This is a genomic window from Vibrio phycocola, from assembly GCF_053850235.1.
On the sequence record NZ_JBSQDJ010000020.1, the window covers coordinates 43,311 to 63,574 of the forward strand.

Consider the following 20,264-nt stretch of genomic DNA (forward strand, 5'->3'; position numbering starts at 1 on the left):
TAATATATTACCCAACCGTTAACAAATCAAGAGGCAAACCGTCTTTTACGGTAAAATAATCTCTTGAAATGAATTTTTGTGAGTAAGCTATCACTAATGAATACTTATATAGAAAAAGCGAATGTGAAACTTGAGGCAGAAGGGCTTCGTTGTCCAGAGCCCGTAATGATGGTGAGAAAAGCAATTCGTACTATGGAAGATGGGCAAACATTGTTAGTAACTGCTGATGATCCCTCGACAACGCGAGATATTCCCAGCTTTTGTCGCTTTATGGATCATCAACTCATTTCCGCTCAAACAGAGACACTGCCTTTTCAGTATCTGATTCGAAAAGGAATGAAGGAAGCGTAAATTACTCTTCCTTCTTTCGAATCTCTTTACTGAGCTGTTCAACGTGATCGCGTAATCGGTTAACTTCTCGATGCATAGGAATAATATGTAAAATCCGCACCCACGACTCTACGGTTAAAGCCGTCAGTACAAACGCCCCCACAACCATCGGTAGCCACAGATCCGTTAAAGCCATTCCAAGAAAAGTAAGAAGTAGACCAAAGCTAAATAAGTAGCTTTGACTTTTCACGCTCATATTCATGTAACGAGTTAGCATAACTGTACTCCTTTTCGTCGATTTAGGATTCACAGGTTATCAAAACTTCATCCTTATAAATGTGTCGATTAAATGAATATGGCCGCCTTTTTGAGTAAAACCACAATTTTGAGCATCAAAAGCCCGATAAAAAACAAGAAACCGAGTTCAGATGCACTAAAACGACGCGTTGAGCCTGAATTAACCAATATTACCCCTACTCCGACACGCAATATCTCGGTATACTTTATCGTTATTTTATTTCATTCATTGACAAGAATTGCGCGAACCCGACTATGCAAAAATATGACGTTAAAACCTTCCAGGGTATGATCCTCGCGCTGCAGGATTACTGGGCCCAACAAGGCTGTACCATTGTTCAACCTCTTGATATGGAAGTGGGTGCCGGAACTTCCCACCCAATGACATGTCTGCGTGCCATTGGCCCAGAGCCGATGTCTACAGCGTATGTTCAACCATCTCGTCGTCCAACCGATGGCCGTTATGGTGAGAACCCTAACCGTCTTCAACACTACTATCAATTTCAAGTAGTGCTTAAGCCATCGCCGGACAACATTCAAGAGCTTTACCTAGGTTCTTTAGTTGTATTGGGCATCGATCCAACGGTTCATGATATCCGCTTCGTTGAAGACAACTGGGAAAACCCAACTCTAGGTGCTTGGGGATTAGGCTGGGAAGTTTGGTTAAATGGTATGGAAGTGACTCAGTTTACTTACTTCCAACAAGTTGGCGGTCTTGAGTGCAAGCCAGTTACAGGTGAAATAACCTACGGTATTGAACGTCTCGCTATGTATATTCAAGGCGTTGATTCCGTCTACGACCTAGTATGGACTGATGGCCCACTTGGAAAAGTGACCTACGGTGATATTTTTCATCAAAACGAAGTCGAGCAGTCTACCTACAATTTCGAACATGCTGATGTTGATTTCCTCTTCACCTTCTTTGACCAGTGTGAAAAAGAGTGTAAGCAACTCATTGAACTCGAAAAGCCACTACCATTGCCGGCTTACGAACGCATTCTAAAGGCGGGACACGCTTTTAACTTACTTGATGCTCGTAAAGCCATTTCGGTAACAGAGCGTCAGCGCTACATTCTTCGTATTCGAGATTTAACGAAGTCGGTTGCGCAAGCTTATTATGCATCACGTGAAGCTTTGGGCTTCCCTATGTGCAAAAAGCAAGACGATAAGGCATAAGGGAATAGACTCATGGCAAAAGAATTTTTAATTGAACTTGGTACGGAAGAGCTTCCACCAACTCAACTACGCACGCTCGCGCAAGCATTTTCAGATAACTTTGAAAAAGAACTAAAAACAGCGGAACTGGCTTATAGCAACATAAAATGGTTCGCGACACCTCGTCGTCTAGCCTTAAAAGTCACCGAGCTTGCCGAAAGCCAACAAGATAAAGTCGTTGAAAAGCGTGGCCCCGCGATTTCGGTTGCATTTGATGCCGATGGCAATCCAACCAAAGCAGCTCAAGGTTGGGCTCGTGGTAACGGTATTACGGTTGAACAAGCAGAGCGTTTGGTCACCGATAAAGGTGAATGGTTGCTTTTCAAACAAGAAGTAAAGGGCCAACAAACCAAAGCAGTAATTACCGATCTGGCTGCCAAAGCATTAGCCAACCTACCAATCGCAAAACCAATGCGTTGGGGCGATAAAGAAACACAATTTATCCGCCCGGTAAAAACATTAACCATCTTAATGGGTGATGAACTCATTGAAGGTGAAATCCTTGGCGTCAGCTCTGGACGAGTCATTCGCGGACACCGTTTCATGGGTGAGGCAGAGTTCACTATCGACTCAGCTGAGCAGTATCCAGCAATTTTAGAAGAGCGTGGCAAAGTCATTGCCGACTATGATGCTCGTAAAGCCACTATCATCGCTGATTCACAAAAAGCAGCACAAGCTGTGGGTGGAACCGCCGATCTTGAAGATGACTTAGTTGAAGAAGTCACCTCTTTGGTTGAATGGCCAGTAGTCCTTACCGCGAAGTTTGAGGAAAAATTCCTTAAAGTGCCGTCTGAAGCTTTGGTTTACACCATGAAAGGCGACCAAAAATACTTCCCTGTTTACGATGATAACAAGCAATTGCTGCCAAACTTTATCTTTGTCTCGAATATCGAGTCTAAAGAGCCACGCCATGTGATCGAAGGAAATGAAAAAGTGGTTCGCCCACGTTTAGCCGATGCTGAATTTTTCTTTGATACTGACCGTAAGCAACCTCTAATTGATCACCTTCCTCTATTGGAAAGTGCCGTTTTCCAAAAGCAGTTAGGAACCATCAAAGATAAAACCGATCGTATTACTGAGTTAGCGGGTTACATTGCTGAAAAAATTGGTGCCGATGTCGAGAAATCACAGCGTGCTGGTCTATTAGCAAAATGCGATCTCATGACCTCAATGGTATTTGAGTTCACTGAAACTCAAGGTGTTATGGGGATGCACTACGCTCGCCATGATAATGAAGATGAAGAAGTCGCGGTTGCACTTTATGAGCAGTACATGCCTCGCTTTGCTGGCGACGACCTACCAAGCAACGGTGTTTCTGCTGCGATTGCCATGGCTGATAAACTCGATACTATCGTCGGTATTTTTGGCATTGGCCAAGCACCAAAAGGCTCTGACCCATTTGCATTACGTCGTGCTTCTCTCGGTGTATTGCGTATTATTGTTGAGTACGGATATCAATTAGACTTAATTGATCTAATCACCAAAGCGAAGTCCCTATTTGGCAGCAAGCTCACTAACCAAAATGTTGAGAGCGATGTCGTTGACTTTATGTTAGGGCGCTTCCGTGCTTGGTATCAAGATGAAGGCTTTAGTGTCGACGTGATTCAAGCCGTATTAGCCCGCCACCCAACCAAACCAACAGACTTCGATCAACGCGTAAAAGCCGTATCGTCGTTCCGTGAGTTGGATGCAGCAGAATCTCTCGCAGCCGCAAATAAGCGTGTGGGTAACATCCTAACGAAATTTGATGGTGAGCTTACAGCTGATATCGATTTGGCATTATTAGCTGAAGATGCAGAAAAAGCGTTAGCCGAGAAAGTCGAAATTTTAGCGGAAGCATTGGAACCTGCATTTGCCACTAGCAATTACACCGAAGCACTTGCTCAACTTGCCGAACTGCGTGAGCCAGTCGATGCATTCTTCGATAACGTGATGGTGATGGTAGACGATGAAGCGCTTAAGAAAAATCGTCTCACCTTACTGAACAAGCTGCGTAACTTGTTCTTAGAAATCGCAGATATTTCAGTGTTACAGAAGTAATCTTCGAGATAGGCAGTACTTACTAAGCCCAGCATTGCTGGGCTTTATTTTTTCCAAAATACTCCTTTTCTGAACTTGGTCATTACGGTATCTTGACTCACACATCGTTCAGCATTTAACACATTTAGGTATATTCCTATGCAGTTCTCTTCCTTTGGTGAAAAATTTAATCGTTATTCTGGTATTACTCGTCTTATGGATGACCTCAATCAGGGCTTGCAAACACCAGGAGCGGTGATGCTGGGTGGTGGAAACCCTGCAAAAATTCCAGCGATGCTCGATTACTTTCACCAAGCTTGTAGCGAAATGCTTACCGAAGGTGAATTAATCGAAGCCATTACTAATTACGATGGGCCTCAAGGGAAAACCAGTTTTATTCAAGCGTTGGTGACCTTATTTAAAGAGAACTATGGCTGGGACATTAGCGAAAAGAACATCAGTTTAACAAACGGCAGTCAAAGTGGTTTTTTCTATCTGTTTAACCTATTAGCGGGGCAACAAACAGACGGGTCGCATAAGAAAATTTTGCTCCCACTTGCACCTGAATATATTGGGTATGCCGACTCTGGTTTAAGCGAAGATATGTTTATCTCATATAGACCTGAAATCGAGCTATTGGACAACCGCCAGTTTAAATACCATGTCGACTTTGAATCGCTTCAAATTGATGAATCTGTAGCCGCGATTTGTGCTTCTCGCCCTACCAATCCAACCGGAAATGTCCTTACCGATGACGAAGTGAGAAAACTCGATCAACTCGCGCGTGAGAACAATATCCCACTGATTATCGATAACGCTTATGGCTTACCGTTCCCAAATATTATTTTTGAAGACGTTAAGCCTTTCTGGAACGAGAATACGATTCTCTGCATGAGCTTATCTAAGCTTGGCCTACCGGGTATTCGATGTGGCATTGTGATCGCCAGTGAAGCAATCACTCAAGCACTTAGTAATATGAATGGCATTATTAGCCTAACTCCTGGCAGCTTTGGTCCTGCTCTGGGAAAACATATGATTGATAAAGGTCAGTTGCTGAAACTGAGTAATGATATCGTCCAACCGTTCTACCAAAACAAAGCATCTCAAGTTGTCGAACAGCTGCAATCTGCGATTCCCGATCCGCGCTTTCGAATTCATAAGCCAGAAGGGGCTATTTTTCTTTGGCTTTGGTTTGATGAGCTGCCAATAAGTACCATGGCGCTGTATGAAAGACTTAAAAAGCGAGGTGTGTTAGTGATCCCCGGAGAGTTTTTCTTTATTGGTCAGCCAGAAAAAGGGTGGGATCACACTCAACAATGCTTGCGAGTTAACTACGTTCAGGATAAAGAAGTCATTGATAAGGGCATTGCTATAATTGCTGAAGAAGTCCAAAAAGCTTATCAAGAGTAACTAGCGCCACCTAGCATTTGTCCTCTTTCGCCATTCGAATACTCGATAGCCAAGCAACAATAGGACAAATGCGCCATAAACCGTTGCTTCATAGTAGCTAGAGCGAATTTGCATAATAAGGTGTACCAACGCTAATAAAGTGGCCGGGTACACCCACCGGTGCAACCGCTGCCATCGTTTACCCAAACGCTTCATCCAACCTTTAGTCGATGTCACTCCTAGTAACGCCAAAATAATCAATGCTGGCATTCCCACTAATATATATGGCCTTTTAATGGTTTCACTGACTAATAGTTCGAGATTACTTCCGAGAATAAATAGGTAATAAGAGACAAGGTGAAGAAAAGCGTAAAACAGGGAATACAAACCCAACATACGACGGTGAATCATCACCCATCGCCACTTAACCACACGAACCAATGGAGTAACTGCAAGAGTAATGATAAGGAAGCGTAATGCCCACTCCCCTGTTGAAAGGACAATCGCTTTTGCGGGGTCGCCACCCAGAGTTTGATTTACTCCGGCAATAACCAAACTGACCAAAGGCAATAACCCCAAGATAAAAATAACGACTCTCCGCCATCGCACTGACATTGCTTGTCCTTAGTAATTGCGCGTTAAATCTAACCCTGTATAAAGGCTCTCAACATCATCTTTATATCCGTTAAACAGTTCCGTTGGAATAATGTTAGGACTCAATAATCCCGATGGTAAGCGTCGTTCACTTTTTTGTGTCCAACGAGGATGATCAACGCCAGGGTTCACATTCGCATAAAAGCCATACTCTGCCGGAGCCAACTGATTCCACGTTGTTTTTGGTCGAGTTTCGGTAAATTCAATTTTAACGATAGATTTGATGCTCTTAAATCCATATTTCCATGGCACAACAAGTCTAAACGGCGCACCATTTTGATTCGGTAGAGATTTACCGTATAACCCAACCGCCATCAACGTGAGTGGATGCATGGCTTCCTTAATCGTTAACCCTTCGACATAAGGCCAATCAATAGAACTAAATAGACTCGCTTGACCAGGCATCTCTTCTGGCCGCTGTATTGAAGTAAAGGAGACATATTTTGCACGGCTTGTTGGTTCAAAACGCTTCAGCAAACTTGCCAATGGAAAACCAATCCACGGAATCACCATCGACCAGGCTTCAACACAACGAAGGCGATAAATTCGCTCTTCTAATTGAATTCCTTTCATCAAATCTTCTAAATGATAATTACCTGGATTCGCGACCTCACCACTGATTTCAACTTGCCATGGAAAAGGTTTAAAGTCTTCGCTCCGCTTGGCTGGGTCACTTTTATCAAAACCAAACTCATAAAAATTATTGTATGTTGTCGCGTTAATAAATGGGGTCAATTTGTCGTTAATATCTAGCGTATTCGCACTTGCAGAGCCAATCTGCTCTTGCAGCCACAAAGGAGTATCCGGTCGGAACTCCCCTTCCGAAATACTAGGTTTTGCTTGCAATAAGCCACTGGGTAATAACGCACCAGCCCCAAGTGCGAATGAACCTTTCATAAATTGACGTCGTGAGCGGTAGATATCTTCTGGGGTAACATCCGATTCAGATAAATCTGATCGTTTCTTTATTAGCATAATACGCTCCATTGGCTTATCACATCGACGTAAGACGGATCTCCGCATTACGTTATTTACTCATTAGACGTGCTAGAACAACAAATATTACAGTTCTCAGCAAATTTTTTTAGTTTTTTTGCAAAAAAATAATTACTCATCAATATGTGACTGCAATAACAGAAAAACCACCGTGTTACCGATAACACTTGTAGTAACCCGAATAACATATTGAGATGTGCTTAGGAGGGGTTTTCATTCCTCTATTTGCTTTATTGCTACTTAAATCTTCGTTTATCTTCTCTGGAGTTTCCATGTGGTGGAAATCGCGATCTCTAACTTGAAATGAGAAAAAGTTATGAACAACAAATATGTCGTAATGGGGGTATCTGGGTGTGGAAAATCATCTATAGGCTCCCAATTAGCACAAACTCTTAATGTTCCCTTTTTCGATGGAGATGATTTTCATTCGAAACACAATGTCGCCAAAATGCAAAGTGGTCAGCCACTTAACGATAATGATCGCTACTCATGGCTTCACACGCTTAATGATCTCGTTCGAGAAAAAAAGGAATTGGTACTCGCGTGCTCCGCGCTAAAACCAGAATACCGTCGACAACTAAAACAGGGGAATCCTGAATTGACGTTTATTTATCTGCAAGGAGGGTTTGACACTATTTGGGCTCGCCATCAAAAGCGAGAAAATCACTACTTCAGTGGTCGTTCGATGCTTGTGAGTCAGTTTGAAACGTTGGTAGAACCAAGTAAAGAAGAGGCATTAATTATAGATATACGTCAAACACCACAAGCTATCATAACAACAATAATTACTCAGCTAGAGTTAAATTAAGCGGCTGCAATAACCTCCCATTTAGCCACATTGGCACTTTGGTAATAATCAGATTTGCAATATGATTGTTCTTAGTATCCTAACCTCTCGCTATTAAGTATTTCAAACCATGACAGTGAAGAAGCAACGTCCCACTCTACAAAGCATCGCTGATCAAGTTGGTGTAACAAAAATGACGGTTAGTCGTTACCTTCGAGATCCATCAAAAGTATCCCCATTGGTAGGAGAACAGATCGCTCAGACAGTTGAAGATCTCGGATACGTTCCAAATAGAGCTCCAGATATTCTCTCTAAAGCAAAAAGTTACTCCATTGGTGTATTGCTCCCTTCTTTAACTAACCAAGTATTTGCTGAAGTCTTAAAAGGCATAGAGACGGTTATCGAGCCCTTAGGCTACCAAGCGATGTTGGCTCATTACAGTTACAGCAAAGAGATCGAAGAAAAGCGCATTGAAACGCTTCTTTCATACAATGTCGATGGCATTATTCTATCTGAAAGCTTTCACACAGAGCGATCCATAAAAATGCTCCAAGCTTCTGGAGTTCCGATCGTCGAAATAATGGATTCAGCTTCACCTCCACTTCAGCAAGCTGTTGGATTTGATAATTACGCGACAAGCGTAGCGGCGACAAAGTTACTGCTCTCTAAAAATAGAAAAAACGTTGCGTATCTTGCAGCAAGAATGGATGAGCGAACGAAACAAAAAATAGAAGGGTTTGAGCTCACAGTTAAAGATGCAGGGCTTAGACCTATTGTCATTAGCACCAAACAAGCCTCATCTTATTCCGTTGGAGCAGAGCTATTTTGTTTAGCCAGAAAAGAGAACCCTAAATTGGATGGCATATATTGTACCAATGATGATTTGGCCATCGGTGCTCTGTTCGAATGCTTGAGACAAGGTTTTAAAGTACCCGAAGATATATCAATTATTGGCTTTCATGGCCACAACATTACAAAAGTCGTGTCGCCAACTCTTGCAACCGTCATCACTCCGCGAGAAGAGATGGGAAAAATTGCAGCCGAGCAATTATTAAAAAGAATTCTCAATCCAAATGAACCCATTACCGACCAGGTTATTGAACTACAAACAAAAATGTTCTTAGGTGAAAGCCTTTAAGTTATTCCCCTTTAAATATCAAAAGAGCGCCATTCAGCGCTCTTCACATCATTTAGAAAGAAATAATTAACTCTCTAGCAAATTTTTACCGTTAATCGCGATTTTTCTCGGCTGCATCGCTTCTGGAATTTCTCGTTCTAAATCAACGTGTAATAATCCATGTTCCAGAGTTGCGCCGGTAACCTTAACATAATCAGCAAGTTGGAATTTACGCTCAAAGTCTCGCTCTGCGATACCTTGATATACGTAAGACTTCCCTTCTTCTGGCTTACGCTCACCACGAACCAATAAGGTATTTTCCTGTTGAGTGATATCGATTTCTTCATCGGCAAACCCAGCAACGGCCATAGTGATGCGATACTGATTCTCAGCTTTTTGTTCAATGTTGTAGGGAGGGTATCCCGCTGAGTTACTCTTGGTGTTCGCACTTTCCATCATGTTAAATAGGCGATCGAAACCAATAGCGTTACGGTATAGGGGGGTAAAATCTACAGTTCTCATAGTACTATCCTCAATATTTAAGCAATAGTCTTAGCCAATAAGCTAAGAGGTCGTTTTTCCCTTCTTTCTTCGAACAAGAAAAACAGCTTCGTTACATTTAGCAGCCAGTTATCTCCTCTTACGAGCAAGAATGACCACATTCATGAAAGATCCAATCGGCATCTTTCTTACTTACATATATAAGGTCACAAAATGGGCTTTCAAGGTTTCAACCAAAAAAAGTTAAAAAAAATGCCACCTCGATGAGATGGCATTGATAGACGATTAGCGAAACCAGATAGGTTTATACGTCGAGGTTCGCCACTTTTAATGCATTTTCTTCGATAAATGCTCGACGCGGTTCAACTTGATCACCCATTAGTGTAGTAAACAATTCATCTGCACCAACAGCATCTTCAATGGTTACCTGCATCATACGGCGTGAGTCTGGATCCATAGTGGTTTCCCACAATTGGTCAGGGTTCATCTCTCCCAAACCTTTGTAGCGCTGAATGCTCAAACCACGGCGACTTTCGTTCACTAACCATGCTAAAGCATCTACAAAATTAGTCACTGGTTGAGAGCGCTCTCCACGTTTAACGTATGCTCCCTCTTCGATCAAGCCATCGAGCTCTTCTGATAAGTTTGCCAGTTTGTCGTACTCTTTTGAGTTCAATAAATCGATACTCAATGGGTACTCGTAAGACACACCATGAGTACGCACTTTTATTCTAGGTGTGTAGACATTCTGTTCTTCATTGAAGTCAACTGAATAAAAGTATTGGCTCGCACCCACTTCTTTTGCATTTAGCTGCTCAACGAGGCGTTTAGTCCAAGCGTCTACTTGAGACTCGTCAGTACAATCCTGTAGGCGAGAAATGTAAATAAACTCATGAATTAAAGCGTATGGATAACGACGGCTCATACGTTGGATCAGTTTTATCGATTCATTATAACGATTAACCAAACCTTCCAAAGCCGCCCCAGATAATGCTGGTGCTTCTGGGTTAACGTGCAAAGCAGCATTATCGAGAGCCAACGATACTTGATAGATATCCATTGCATCTTCATCTTTAATATACTGCTCTTGCTTACCTTTTTTCACTTTATAAAGTGGTGGTTGAGCAATATAAATATAACCGCGCTCGATAAGCTCTGGCATTTGACGATAGAAGAAAGTCAACAATAGCGTTCGGATGTGAGAACCATCGACGTCCGCATCCGTCATAATAATAATGTTATGATAGCGAAGCTTCTCTGGGTTGTATTCATCACGACCAATACCACAGCCTAATGCGGTAATTAGGGTTGCAACCTCTTGAGAAGACAGCATTTTATCAAAACGTGCTTTTTCAACGTTTAGAATTTTACCCTTAAGTGGCAAAATAGCTTGGTTTTTACGGTTACGCCCCTGCTTGGCAGATCCGCCAGCAGAGTCTCCTTCCACAATATATAATTCAGAAAGAGCAGGATCTTTTTCTTGGCAATCTGCCAATTTCCCCGGTAAGCCCGCTAAATCTAGCGCACCTTTACGGCGAGTCATATCACGTGCTTTGCGTGCTGCTTCTCGCGCACGTGCTGCATCAATAATTTTAGACGTTATGATTTTAGCTTCAGATGGGTTCTCCAATAAGAAGTTCTGCAAGTTTTCACTCATTGCACTTTCTACTATTGGACGAACTTCTGAAGAAACTAAACGGTCTTTCGTTTGTGATGAAAACTTAGGATCGGGCACTTTAACAGAAATAACCGCTGTTAATCCTTCACGAGAATCACCACCTTCTGTAGAAGTCTTATTTTTACCGCTTTTAAGTTTAGCAAGCTCTTTTTCCATGTAAGCATTTAACGTACGCGTCAAACCACCACGGAAACCTGTTAAGTGAGAACCACCATCGCGTTGAGGGATATTATTGGTGAAACAGTAGATGTTTTCTTGGAAGCCATCGTTCCACTGCATCGCCACTTCAACACTTATGTCATCTTCGCCATCAACCGTAAAATGGAATATCTTCTGATGAACCGGAGATTTATTTCTGTTTAAGTATTCGATGAAAGACTGGATACCGCCTTCATAGCAAAAGTGATCTGATTTATCTTCTTCGCGAGCATCAGAAAGCTTAATGGATACACCTGAGTTCAAGAATGATAATTCACGTAATTTCTTGGCCAGAATTTCGTAATGAAATTCTATTTGCGAGAACGTTTCAGCACTTGGCCAGAAACGAATTTCAGTACCCGTCTCTTCTGTGTCGCCAATCACGGCTAATGGCTCGTCTGGAACACCATGGCGATAGGTTTGGCTATGAATGTGACCATTACGTTTAATCGTTAATACGACTTTCTCAGACAATGCATTTACAACCGAGACACCAACGCCGTGCAAGCCGCCAGATACTTTGTAAGAGTTATCATCAAACTTACCGCCTGCGTGAAGTACTGTCATAATAACTTCAGCAGCCGATACATTTTCACCTTCGTGTAATTCGGTTGGAATACCACGACCATCATCTCGAACCGAAACAGAGTTATCTTCGTGAATCTTCACGATAATATCAGAACAGTGGCCTGCCAACGCTTCATCAATTGAGTTATCCACCACCTCAAAAACCATATGGTGTAAGCCAGTACCATCGTCCGTATCACCGATATACATTCCAGGACGCTTACGAACGGCGTCGAGACCTTTTAATACTTTAATACTCGATGAATCGTAATTATTCGACATGAGTTACTCTCTCAACTTTATCCGTGCTCTATTTGGCCATTTTCCACATGGAACAGTCTGCTATCTGATTCAATCATGTCGCTGACTTGGCCTTCAGTAATAGAGCTTACAAAAACTTGTGCTTTGGTCGCTTTTAAACAATCCGCTAGACGTTTGCGACGTTCGCTATCTAATTCGGAAGCAAAATCATCGATAAGATAAATACATTGCTTTCCCGTCAGAGAAGTTAAATGTTCTCCTTGTGCGACTCGAAGTGCACAAACCATTAACTTCAACTGACCTCGTGATAACACATCCTCCACCGGAGTGCCGTTCACTTTAATTCTTACATCGGCCTTATTAGGGCCACTAAAGGTGTAACCTAACGCTCGATCGCGTTCAAAGTTATCTTCAAGAAGCTGTTGATAAATTTTACCTTTTTCCCAACCTCTATAATACGTTAAATGGATATCAAATTCAGGTAAAAATGTGCGGCATATGTCATGTGCTACACGAGATATTTGTTCAACATAATCTTTACGCCATTCATCCAGCAACTCAGCAAGCCGGGCAAGTTCAATATCCCATGATTTGAGTTCTCGATAACTTGTTGCATTTTTTAATAATGCATTGCGCTGCTTACCTAAGCGACGAAATCGAGACCAAGTATCATAAAATCCAGCCTGAGTGTGAAAAACACCCCAATCGACAAATGCTCGTCGCTGCTTCGGGCCATCAGTAAGTAACTCAAACCCTTCAGGGTGAATCAGTTGCAACGGAAGTACATCGGCTAATTGAGCAATTTTTTGGCCAGATTGACCGCCTATTTTAACCTCTGAAGAGCCATCTCGCTGTTTATTGATGCCGATTGGTATCTCAAATTGGTCTGAATTCAAGAATCGCCCATGAACAAACAGTTCAGAACTCTCATTTTGAATAACACGTCCAGTTAATGCACTTTTAAATGAACGACCATGCCCCAAAAAGTAAATCGCTTCCAACAAGCTTGTTTTACCGCTGCCATTGGGCCCAATAAGAAAGTTAAAGCCTGATGATAATTCGATATCACAGGCTTTAATATTTCTAAATTGTTGTATCGCTAACCGAGTTAGGGGCATGAAAGTTATAGCCTAATCGGCATCACCACATACATCGCACTTTCATCGGCCACATCTTCAATCAAGGCACTGGCATTTCCATCCAGCATTGAAAGTCGAATTTGCTCACAACGAAGAGTGTTAAGTACATCTAAGACATAGCTAACATTGAAACCTATTTCGATTTCATCGCCTTCATAACTCACATCCAAGATTTCTTCCGCCTCTTCTTGTTCAGGGTTATTTGCAGTTATTCGCATTTCACCATCAGCAATATTCAATCTCACGCCACGAAATTTCTCGTTCGATAAAATAGCGGCCCGTGAAAATGATTGACGCAATATATCGCACTCAGAAATAAGAGTTTTATTAGTATTTTGCGGCAATACTCGACGATAATCAGGAAATCGACCATCAATCAGTTTTGACGTAAAAATAAACTGATTAACTTGAACTCGAACATTTGAAGAACCAATCTGTAACTCCACTGGTTGCTCCGGAGCATCGAGCAACTTCACCAGCTCTAAAATACCTTTACGAGGGATAATTATTTGCGTCTGAGCATAGGTTTCAGATAATTGGGTTTGTGCAACGGCCATACGATGGCCATCGGTAGCAACGGAACGAATTGTTGATTCTTCAATATCGAATAGCATACCGTTTAAGTAATAGCGAACATCTTGGTTAGCCATTGAAAATTGTGTTTTTTCAATCAAACCACGTAGCTCGGATTGGGTCAGAGTCAACGTTAACTCACTTTGCCAATCTTCAATATTAGGAAAATCATGTGCTGGCAGCGTCGCCAGTGTAAAACGACTACGTCCAGAGCGAAGCTGAACACGATCGCCTTCTAAAATAAATCGAATAATGGCGTCATCAGGCAACCCCCGACAAATATCGAGAAACTTCCGTGCTGGTACTGTAACGGCACCAGGTTCACATTCACCTTCAAGAGTAACGCTACCAACTAATTCAACTTCAAGATCTGTTGCGGTAATTGAAAGCTCCGCTCCTTCGACCTTCAACAACAAATTACCCAAAATAGGTAATGTCGCTCTTCCCCCAACCGTACCGGATACTTGTTGTAAGGATTTCATCAAATGATTACGTTCAATGGTAAACTTCATAATCTACTCTTCTGGTTCGAGATCTAAACTATATCGTATTAAATAAGAGACAACGGATTAAGATGATAAGGTTCGAACCAAGTTCGAATAATCTTCTTTGATATCATGACTTTCTTCACGAAGTTGAGCAATTTTTCGGCAAGCGTGGAGTACCGTTGTATGATCACGGCCACCAAAGGCATCACCGATTTCTGGCAAGCTATGATTAGTGAGTTCTTTAGCTAATGCCATTGCTAATTGACGAGGACGCGCCACTGAGCGAGAACGGCGCTTCGAAAGTAAGTCTGCGACTTTAATCTTGTAATATTCGGCGACTGTTTTTTGAATATTATCAATCGTGACTAATTTTTCTTGTAGAGCTAATAAATCGCGTAGTGCTTCTCTAACAAAATCAATCGTAATTGGGCGGCCAGTAAAATTGGCATTCGCGATCACTCGATTAAGAGCTCCTTCCAATTCACGAACATTTGAACGCAAACGCTTCGCAATAAAAAACGCCACTTCATCAGCTAGATGGATTTTATGGTCTTCTGCTTTTTTCATTAAAATCGCAACGCGAGTTTCTAGTTCTGGCGGCTCGATAGCAACCGTTAACCCCCAACCAAAGCGAGATTTTAAGCGATCTTCAACACCATTTATCTCTTTAGGATATCGGTCGGAAGTTAAAATGATCTGTTGATTACCTTCAAGGAGAGCGTTGAAGGTATGAAAGAACTCTTCTTGAGAGCGCTCTTTATTGGCAAAAAATTGAATATCATCGATCAACAATGCATCAACACTACGGTAGTAACGTTTAAACTCTTCAATTGCATTGTTTTGCAACGCTTTTACCATATCTTGTACAAAACGCTCTGAGTGCATGTATATCACTTTTGCGTTGGGGTTATTATCGACAATGGCATTACCAACAGCGTGAAGCAGGTGAGTTTTACCTAAACCTGTTCCCCCGTATAAAAATAGAGGGTTATAGGCTGCGCCAGGATTATCTGAAACTTGTTTTGCGGCTGCTAAACCTAGTTGGTTCGATTTACCTTCAACAAAGTTATTAAATTTATGTTTTTGATTAACGTTGGAGCGGTAATTCATTTCAACAGGGGCACTTTCGTCGCCCCATGTTTTATGCACGGGTTTCTTTGCCTGAAGTTGAGCAGGCGCCGACGATTCAGCCGCAACATCGGCTTTAGTGCGAGTACGAGTGGTAACAGAAGATGGAGAAGTAGAAAGACGACCAACTTCAAAATGTAAGCTTGGAACATCATTCCCGCTAAATTCTTTTAATAAGCTATTTATGCGGTGTAGATATTTATCTCGTACCCAATCGAGAACAAAACGGTTCGGCGCATATAAAGTGAGAGTATCGTCATTTAGTTCAGCCTGTAATGGTCGAACCCAAGTACTAAACTCGATAGCTGACAGCTCTTCTTGGAATTGTTGCAAGCACTGCAACCACAGCGAAGATGACACGTTGCCCTCACTCATCATAAATGAACACGTTTAAAGACCGGCAATTTTACCTGTTGATAACTTAGATCGCCAGCGTTAGTTGCATGATCCTAAAAGAAAGATCAAAGTTATTCACACTTTTAATGCCAAATAGCCTCGATCTACACAATTTGAACAAAGGTTACCCACAAAACGATCCACAAAACGACGATCTTTCTCTAGTTATCCCCAAGCCAGTTTGCACCTGACTGCCTCAATAGATCAAGTATCAAATGATAATTTTCTAATTTTTTTCATATTTATTCAAAGTTATGCACATTTTATCATTTATTTTTTATCTACAAGGATATTGAGCCTAACTATATATAGTTTCAATACGTTAAAGAAAAAGAAAAAATGATCAACTCATCTTATTCACCGATTTATCAATCATTATCCACATTTGATCAACATATTTATCTTCCGTAACACAGATGATCGCACGATAGATCCTTGTGATTTTGCTCGCCATGAGTATAATCCTGCCACTAATTTGGCAACAGTTGAGAATTTATTTTAAAAGATTCACCTCTGAAGCCAGCGAATCATTGACACCTAAAGTGTCTGTGATTACAATTCCGCCTCTTTGTTGAGAGGCGTCGGAATGTCTGTTCTCTTAAATTGATAATAGATGCTAGACCCACGCCGGGTTTAACAAGCCTAAAAACTACTGATCAGTAAGGTATAAACAATGAAACGCACTTTTCAACCTTCCGTTCTAAAGCGCAAACGTACTCACGGTTTCCGTGCTCGTATGGCAACTAAAAACGGTCGTAAGCTTATTAATACACGTCGTGCTAAAGGTCGTGCTCGTCTATCAAAATAATAAATACTTATTTTGATTAAGCACACTTTTCATCGGGAGTTACGTCTGCTAACTCCCGAGCATTATCGATATGTTTTCCAGCAAGCTCATAGTGCTGGTTCGCCTCATTTCACCATCATTGCCCGTAAAAACTCTCTTCCTTATCCCAGATTAGGGTTAGCCGTTCCCAAAAAACAAATAAAGACAGCTGTCGGTCGTAATCGATTTAAACGTATTGCTCGAGAAAGTTTTCGTTTAAAACAACATCAATTACCCCATAAAGATTTTGTCGTTATTGCTAAAAAGAGCGCTCAAGAGTTAAGCAATGAGGAAATATTTAGGTTATTTGATAAATTATGGCAACGCCTGTCTCGCCCTTCGCGTGGATAGTCATTGGACTAATCCACATCTATCGATGGTTGATTAGCCCTCTAATCGGACCAAGGTGTCGCTATACCCCAACCTGTTCAATCTATGCAATAGAAGCATTAAAAGAACATGGATTTATAAAAGGGGGTTGGTTATCTGGCAAACGTCTATTAAAATGCCACCCATTAAACGATGGTGGGTATGATCCTGTTCCCCCCAAACAAAAACAAGACAGAGATAAATAACGATGAATTCTCAACGTAATCTCCTGTTAATTGCTTTAGCTATTGTTTCTTTTTTACTATTCCAACAATGGAATGTTTATAAGAACCCAGCACCTCAAGTAGTTGAACAGGCACAAACAAATGGCTCAGTACCTAGTCCTGTAGCAACCACTGATGAATTTGAAGCTCTATCTACTCAGGGGACATCAGGTGAAATAGTTACGATAACAACAGACGTTCTGACTCTGTCTATTGACACAGTCGGTGGTGATGTTATTCATGCTGACCTTAACCAATATGCTGCCGAGTTCGATTCTGAAGAACGTTTTGTTCTACTGAAAAATACTCCTGATCATAAGTTCATTGCCCAAAGCGGTATTATCGGTCCTCAGGGTATTGATCGTAGTAGTGGTCGCCCAGCGTACCAATATGCTCAAACGAGCTACACTTTGGAAGATGGTCAAGATCAAATAGAAATCCCTCTAACTTATCAAGAGAATGGGATTACCTACACCAAAACGTTTATCGCAAAACGCAACAGTTATGCTGTTGATGTAAACTTCTCGATTGATAACCAATCAGGCAGTCCTGCAGAAGTCGGTATCTATGCTCATTTACGTCAAAACCTATTAGATTCAGGAGGCAGCCTTGCAATGCCGACCTATCGTGGCGGCGCCTATTCTGCAGAAGATACTCGTTATAAAAAATTCAGCTTCAGCGATATGGAAGATCACAACCTAAATGAAACCCTGACAAATGGGCAAGGTTGGGCTGCAATGATTCAACACTACTTTGCCGCAGCGTGGGTTCCTCGTAACGCAAATAATTCAGTGCTGTTTTCTCGTATCGTAGGTAATGTTGGCGATATTGGTATTAAAGAACCAAACCGCACCATCGAAAACGGCCAAAATGCTGAGTTTGACGCAACATTATGGGTTGGTCCTAAACTTCAAGACGAAATGGCTGCCGTTGCTCCAAACCTCGATCTTGTAGTGGATTATGGTTGGTTGTGGTTTATTGCAAAACCACTTCATTGGATGCTATCAACGATTCAAGGCTTCGTTATTAACTGGGGTTTAGCCATTGTTTGTTTGACGTTTATTGTACGTGGTGCCATGTACCCGCTAACCAAAGCACAATATACGTCTATGGCTAAAATGCGTATGCTTCAGCCTAAGCTACAAGCAATGCGTGAGCGTATTGGCGATGACCGTCAGCGTATGAGCCAAGAAATGATGGAGCTCTACAAAACCGAGAAAGTGAACCCACTAGGTGGCTGTTTACCAATTCTACTTCAAATGCCGATCTTTATTTCGCTGTACTGGGCATTAATGGAATCTGTTGAACTTCGCCATTCACCATTCTTCGGTTGGATTCACGATCTATCAGCACAAGACCCGTACTACATTCTACCGATACTAATGGGTATCAGTATGTTCGTCATTCAAAAGATGAGCCCGTCTACTGTAACGGATCCAATGCAACAGAAGATCATGACGTTCATGCCTCTTATGTTTATGGTATTTTTCTTGTTCTTCCCATCTGGTCTAGTTCTTTACTGGTTGGTATCTAACATCGTAACGTTAATTCAACAAACATTGATTTACCGAGCGTTAGAGAAGAAAGGCTTACACTCCAAGAAATAAATGATTTAAATAGATGATAAAGGCGGCCTAGGGGTCGCCTTTTTATTTACTGCTGATTACAATTGTCCAAATAAACAACTACAGACCACATGACTATGACTACAGACACTATCGTTGCTCAAGCTACGCCCCTCGGTCGAGGTGGTGTGGGTATTATTCGAGTTTCTGGCCCTTTAGCTGCACAAGTCGCCATTTCGATTACCGGAAAATCTTTGCGGCCACGATATGCTGAATACCTTCCATTTGTGAATGAACATGGCGTGGAGCTAGATCAAGGCATTGCGCTATTTTTTCCGAATCCAAATTCGTTTACCGGTGAAGATGTATTAGAGCTTCAAGGCCATGGAGGCCCTGTTGTCATGGATATGCTGATTAAACGAATTTTAGCCATACCAGGATTGCGAGTGGCAAGACCTGGTGAGTTTTCTGAACGAGCTTTCCTCAACGACAAGTTAGATTTAACGCAAGCAGAAGCCATTGCTGATCTCATCGATGCTAGCTCAGAAGAAGCTGCAAAGTCCGCTCTAAAATCTCTTCAAGGTGAATTTTCTTCTCGCATACATCAGCTTGTCGAATCTCTCATTTATTTACGCATGTATGTCGAAGCAGCTATTGATTTTCCAGAAGAAGAAATCGACTTTCTTGCCGATGGTAAAGTGTCGAAGGATCTTCAAGTTATTATTGATAATTTAACCGCTGTACGCCAAGAAGCGAACCAGGGTGCAATCATGCGCGAAGGGATGAAGGTAGTCATAGCAGGCCGTCCAAATGCTGGTAAATCGAGCCTTTTAAATGCCTTGTCTGGAAAAGAATCCGCGATTGTAACCGATATCGCAGGGACAACCCGAGACGTACTACGCGAACATATCCATATCGATGGTATGCCTTTACATATTATTGATACCGCTGGGTTACGTAACGCCTCTGATGAAGTTGAACGAATTGGTATTGAACGCGCATGGCAAGAAATTGAACAAGCAGATCGCGTGTTATTTATGGTTGATGGCACCACCACCGATGCAACCGACCCTAAAGATATCTGGCCTGATTTTGTCGATCGCTTGCCTAAAAATATTGGCATAACCGTTATTCGCAATAAAGCTGATCAAACCAACGAAGAATTAGGATTATCCAATCCAACATTGATCCGATTATCAGCAAAAACTGGACAAGGCGTGGATGATCTCCGGGAACATCTTAAAGAGTGTATGGGATTCCAAGGAGGCCAAGAAGGTAACTTTATGGCCCGTAGACGCCACTTAGATGCACTAGAAAATGCATCCCAGCACTTGGAAATAGGTCAACAGCAATTAGAAGGCTATATGGCAGGAGAGATTTTGGCTGAAGAGCTAAGACTGACTCAACAATACCTCAACGAAATCACTGGTGAGTTCAGCTCTGATGATTTGCTAGGTCGAATCTTCTCATCATTCTGCATAGGTAAGTAATCACTTACTATCATTTTATTTAAGAAAAACCGTTAAGTTAAAAAACGGTTTTTTCTT

19 protein-coding genes are annotated in these 20,264 nt (G+C 41.8%); 11 read left to right on the forward strand and 8 right to left on the reverse strand.

The genetic code is table 11. From position 1 onward, the window contains the following. Window positions 1-96 precede the first annotated feature (96 nt). Window positions 97-351, forward strand: a complete 255-nt coding sequence (gene tusA, locus ACWU4D_RS18460; protein ID WP_456052961.1) for a sulfurtransferase TusA — start codon at window positions 97-99, stop codon at window positions 349-351. Between the two features lies 1 nt (window position 352). On the opposite strand, the gene ACWU4D_RS18465 is transcribed toward tusA, so the two are convergent. Next, window positions 353-607, reverse strand: a complete 255-nt coding sequence (locus ACWU4D_RS18465) for a hypothetical protein (RefSeq protein WP_456052919.1) — start codon at window positions 605-607, stop codon at window positions 353-355. Window positions 608-882: 275 nt separating this feature from the next. Between ACWU4D_RS18465 and glyQ the strand changes: the two genes are divergently transcribed. The 3 genes from glyQ (at window position 883) to ACWU4D_RS18480 (ending at window position 5,271) form a co-directional block, all read left to right on the forward strand. Continuing rightward, on the forward strand, window positions 883-1,803 hold the full coding sequence (gene glyQ / locus ACWU4D_RS18470; RefSeq protein ID WP_456052920.1) for a glycine--tRNA ligase subunit alpha: 921 nt from the start codon (window positions 883-885) through the stop codon (window positions 1,801-1,803). A gap of 12 nt (window positions 1,804-1,815) precedes the next feature. Then, window positions 1,816-3,882, forward strand: coding sequence for a glycine--tRNA ligase subunit beta (glyS, locus tag ACWU4D_RS18475; RefSeq protein ID WP_456052921.1), 2,067 nt, complete (start codon window positions 1,816-1,818; stop codon window positions 3,880-3,882). Between the two features lie 138 nt (window positions 3,883-4,020). Next, entirely contained in the window at window positions 4,021-5,271 is a 1,251-nt protein-coding gene (locus tag ACWU4D_RS18480) for a valine--pyruvate transaminase (RefSeq protein ID WP_456052922.1), read from the forward strand. On the opposite strand, the gene ACWU4D_RS18485 is transcribed toward ACWU4D_RS18480, so the two are convergent. Beyond that, complete coding sequence (locus ACWU4D_RS18485) at window positions 5,272-5,865, reverse strand: sulfite oxidase heme-binding subunit YedZ (protein ID WP_456052923.1); 594 nt, start codon at window positions 5,863-5,865, stop codon at window positions 5,272-5,274. A gap of 9 nt (window positions 5,866-5,874) precedes the next feature. After that, entirely contained in the window at window positions 5,875-6,879 is a 1,005-nt protein-coding gene (gene msrP, locus ACWU4D_RS18490; protein ID WP_456052924.1) for a protein-methionine-sulfoxide reductase catalytic subunit MsrP, read from the reverse strand. 337 nt (window positions 6,880-7,216) lie between these two features. On the opposite strand from msrP, the gene ACWU4D_RS18495 reads away from it, so the two are divergent. Beyond that, window positions 7,217-7,708: a gluconokinase gene (locus ACWU4D_RS18495; RefSeq protein WP_456052925.1), complete on the forward strand. Its 492-nt coding sequence runs from the start codon at window positions 7,217-7,219 to the stop codon at window positions 7,706-7,708. A 109-nt stretch (window positions 7,709-7,817) separates the two neighbouring features. After that, window positions 7,818-8,825 carry a substrate-binding domain-containing protein gene (locus ACWU4D_RS18500; protein WP_456052926.1) on the forward strand — a complete coding sequence of 336 codons (1,008 nt, stop codon included), beginning with the start codon at window positions 7,818-7,820 and terminating at the stop codon, window positions 8,823-8,825. 66 nt (window positions 8,826-8,891) lie between these two features. Here ACWU4D_RS18500 and ACWU4D_RS18505 read toward each other — a convergent pair whose 3' ends face one another. From ACWU4D_RS18505 to dnaA, 5 genes are all read right to left on the reverse strand, one after another. Then, window positions 8,892-9,326, reverse strand: coding sequence for an Hsp20 family protein (locus ACWU4D_RS18505; RefSeq protein ID WP_456052927.1), 435 nt, complete (start codon window positions 9,324-9,326; stop codon window positions 8,892-8,894). 283 nt (window positions 9,327-9,609) lie between these two features. Further along, complete coding sequence (gyrB, locus tag ACWU4D_RS18510; RefSeq protein ID WP_456052928.1) at window positions 9,610-12,030, reverse strand: DNA topoisomerase (ATP-hydrolyzing) subunit B; 2,421 nt, start codon at window positions 12,028-12,030, stop codon at window positions 9,610-9,612. Window positions 12,031-12,047: 17 nt separating this feature from the next. Then, a complete protein-coding gene (recF, locus tag ACWU4D_RS18515) occupies window positions 12,048-13,127 on the reverse strand; it encodes a DNA replication/repair protein RecF (RefSeq protein ID WP_456052929.1) in 1,080 nt (359 codons plus the stop codon). A gap of 5 nt (window positions 13,128-13,132) precedes the next feature. Continuing rightward, window positions 13,133-14,233, reverse strand: coding sequence for a DNA polymerase III subunit beta (dnaN, locus tag ACWU4D_RS18520; RefSeq protein ID WP_456052930.1), 1,101 nt, complete (start codon window positions 14,231-14,233; stop codon window positions 13,133-13,135). Window positions 14,234-14,290: 57 nt separating this feature from the next. Next, window positions 14,291-15,697, reverse strand: a complete 1,407-nt coding sequence (gene dnaA, locus ACWU4D_RS18525; protein ID WP_456052932.1) for a chromosomal replication initiator protein DnaA — start codon at window positions 15,695-15,697, stop codon at window positions 14,291-14,293. Window positions 15,698-16,406: 709 nt separating this feature from the next. On the opposite strand from dnaA, the gene rpmH reads away from it, so the two are divergent. The 5 genes from rpmH to mnmE all read left to right on the forward strand — a co-directional run bounded on the left by rpmH (window position 16,407) and on the right by mnmE (window position 20,207). Beyond that, complete coding sequence (rpmH, locus tag ACWU4D_RS18530; RefSeq protein WP_456052933.1) at window positions 16,407-16,541, forward strand: 50S ribosomal protein L34; 135 nt, start codon at window positions 16,407-16,409, stop codon at window positions 16,539-16,541. Between the two features lie 45 nt (window positions 16,542-16,586). Continuing rightward, on the forward strand, window positions 16,587-16,910 hold the full coding sequence (gene rnpA, locus ACWU4D_RS18535; RefSeq protein ID WP_456052962.1) for a ribonuclease P protein component: 324 nt from the start codon (window positions 16,587-16,589) through the stop codon (window positions 16,908-16,910). Beyond that, window positions 16,877-17,134, forward strand: a complete 258-nt coding sequence (gene yidD / locus ACWU4D_RS18540) for a membrane protein insertion efficiency factor YidD (protein WP_456052934.1) — start codon at window positions 16,877-16,879, stop codon at window positions 17,132-17,134. Before rnpA ends, yidD begins: the two co-directional genes overlap by 34 nt. Before the next feature lie 2 nt (window positions 17,135-17,136). After that, window positions 17,137-18,759: a membrane protein insertase YidC gene (gene yidC, locus ACWU4D_RS18545; RefSeq protein WP_456052935.1), complete on the forward strand. Its 1,623-nt coding sequence runs from the start codon at window positions 17,137-17,139 to the stop codon at window positions 18,757-18,759. A gap of 95 nt (window positions 18,760-18,854) precedes the next feature. Further along, window positions 18,855-20,207 (forward strand): tRNA uridine-5-carboxymethylaminomethyl(34) synthesis GTPase MnmE, encoded by a 1,353-nt coding sequence (mnmE, locus tag ACWU4D_RS18550; protein ID WP_456052936.1) that lies wholly within the window; start codon window positions 18,855-18,857, stop codon window positions 20,205-20,207. Window positions 20,208-20,264: the final 57 nt, after the last annotated feature.